This is a genomic window from Variovorax sp. 01T439_2, from assembly GCF_056398445.1.
Window position 1 is genome coordinate 1 of sequence record NZ_JBFTPJ010000947.1, and the last position, 2,251, is coordinate 2,251.

Annotated in this window: 3 protein-coding genes; all 3 read left to right on the plus strand. The window is 65.6% G+C overall.

Features of this window, described 5'->3' with window-relative positions:
- A partial coding sequence (locus AC1DOC_RS30210; protein WP_478131178.1) for an ABC transporter permease occupies nucleotides 1–563 on the plus strand: 563 nt, incomplete at its 5' end.
- The gene (gene yjfF / locus AC1DOC_RS30215; RefSeq protein ID WP_478131179.1) at nucleotides 560–1,588 is read left to right on the plus strand and encodes a galactofuranose ABC transporter, permease protein YjfF; all 1,029 of its coding nucleotides are present in this window, start codon (nucleotides 560–562) and stop codon (nucleotides 1,586–1,588) included. The genes AC1DOC_RS30210 and yjfF, both read left to right, overlap by 4 nt.
- Before the next feature lie 36 nt (nucleotides 1,589–1,624).
- Nucleotides 1,625–2,251: dihydroxy-acid dehydratase domain-containing protein (locus tag AC1DOC_RS30220; protein ID WP_478131180.1), on the plus strand; the 627-nt coding region annotated here is incomplete at its 3' end.

A 2,251-nucleotide genomic window follows, 5' to 3' on the forward strand; every position in this document is an offset into this window, starting at 1 on the left:
TCACCATCTACTACAAGCCCTTCTTCTTCCTCGGCAGCGGCTACCTGCTGGGCCTGCCGTTCTCGCTGTTCATCGTGGCCGCGGTGTTCGTGCTGCTCTACCTGGCCATCACGCGCACGGCGCTCGGGCTCTTCATCCAGGCGGTGGGCATCAACCCGACGGCCGCGCGCGTGGCCGGCGTGCAGGCGCGCAGGCTCGTCGTGGGCGCCTATGCGTTCTGCGGGCTGTGCGCGGGCGTGGCGGGCCTTTTGATCAGCTCCAATGTCAAGAGCGCGGACGGCAACAACGCCGGCCAGCTGCTGGAGCTCGACGCGATCCTGGCCGTGACCTTGGGCGGCACCGCGCTCACGGGCGGACGCTTCAGCCTCATGGGCAGCGTGATCGGCGCGCTCATCATCCAGACGCTGACCTATGCAATCTATTCGCTGGGCGTGCCGCCGGAGATCAACCTCGTCGTGAAGGCGGTGGTGGTGTTCGCGGTGATGCTGCTGCAATCGCCGGAGTTCCGGGCACAAGTGCGCACGCTGGTGCAGCGGCCGGTGCATGAGGGGGAACGGGCATGAGCGCGGTGATCGAAGCGGCACCCTCACCCCAGCCCTCTCCCGCGAGCGGAAGAGGGGGCAGGGCAGGGTTCAATCCCAAGTATTTGCCGCTGGCCGCAACCATCTCGCTCTTCGTGCTGGTGGCCACGCTGGGCTCGGTGTTCTACGACGGCTTCTTCTCGGCGCAGGTGTTCCTCAACCTGCTGATCGACAACGCCTTCCTGATCGTCGTGGCCGTGGGCATGACCTTCGTGATTCTTTCGGGCGGCATCGACCTGTCGGTGGGCTCGGTGATCGCGCTCACCACGATGGTGTCGGCCTCGCTGGTCGAGAAGCACGGCTGGAGCCCGGCGGTGGTCATTCCGCTGGTGCTGGCCATGGGCACGGCCTTCGGCGCGTTCATGGGACTGCTCATCGAGCGCTTCAGGCTGCAGCCCTTCATCGTCACGCTCGCGGGCATGTTCCTGGCGCGCGGGCTTTGCTACCTGATCAGCATCGACTCCATCAGCATCACCAACGCCTTCTATGCCGAGGTCTCGCAGATCCGCATTCCGGTCTGGGGCGAGGCTTCGCTGTCGATCAGCGCGGTGATCGCCATCGGCGTGCTGCTGGCKGCGGTGTTCATTGCGCACTGCACGCCCTTCGGCCGCGCGGTGTATGCCATTGGCGGCAGCGAGCAGTCGGCCCTGCTGATGGGCCTGCCGGTGCGCTCCACCATCATCGGCGTCTACACGCTGTCGGGCTTCTGCTCGGCGCTCGCGGGCGTGATCTTCACCTTCTACATGCTCTCGGGCTACGGCCTGCATGCGCTGGGCTTGGAGCTCGATGCGATTGCSKCGGTGGTGATCGGCGGCACGCTGCTCACGGGCGGCGTCGGCTATGTGGCGGGCACGCTGTTCGGCGTGCTGATGCTCGGGATCATCCAGACGCTGATCTCCTTCGACGGCACGCTGAGCTCGTGGTGGACGCGCATCGTGGTGGGTGCGCTGCTCTTCGTGTTCTGCCTGCTGCAGCGCTTCTTCACTTCGCGTGCGCCACGGCGCTGACGCTTTTTTTCTTTCTCGCTTTCAGGAAACTTCCGCATGCCGGACAACACCCCCAAGAAGAAGCTGCGCTCGACCGAATGGTTCGGCTCGGCCGACAAGAACGGCTTCATGTACCGCAGCTGGATGAAGAACCAGGGCATACCGGACCACGAGTTCGACGGCCGGCCGATCATCGGCATCTGCAACACCTGGTCGGAGCTCACGCCCTGCAATGCGCACTTCCGCAAGATCGCCGAGCATGTGAAGCGCGGCATCTCGGAGGCGGGCGGCTTTCCGGTCGAGTTTCCGGTGTTCTCCAATGGCGAATCGAACCTGCGGCCCACCGCCATGCTCACGCGCAACCTTGCGAGCATGGACGTCGAAGAGGCCATCCGCGGCAACCCGGTCGATGCGGTGGTGCTGCTCACGGGCTGCGACAAGACCACGCCCGCATTGCTGATGGGCGCGGCCAGCTGCGACATCCCGGCCATCGTGGTCACGGGCGGACCGATGCTCAACGGCAAGCTCGACGGCAAGGACATCGGCTCGGGCACGGCCGTGTGGCAGTTGCACGAGTCGCTCAAGGCCGGCGAGATCAACCTGCACCAGTTCCTCTCGGCCGAAGGCGGCATGTCGCGTTCGGCCGGCACCTGCAACACCATGGGCACGGCCTCCACCATGGCC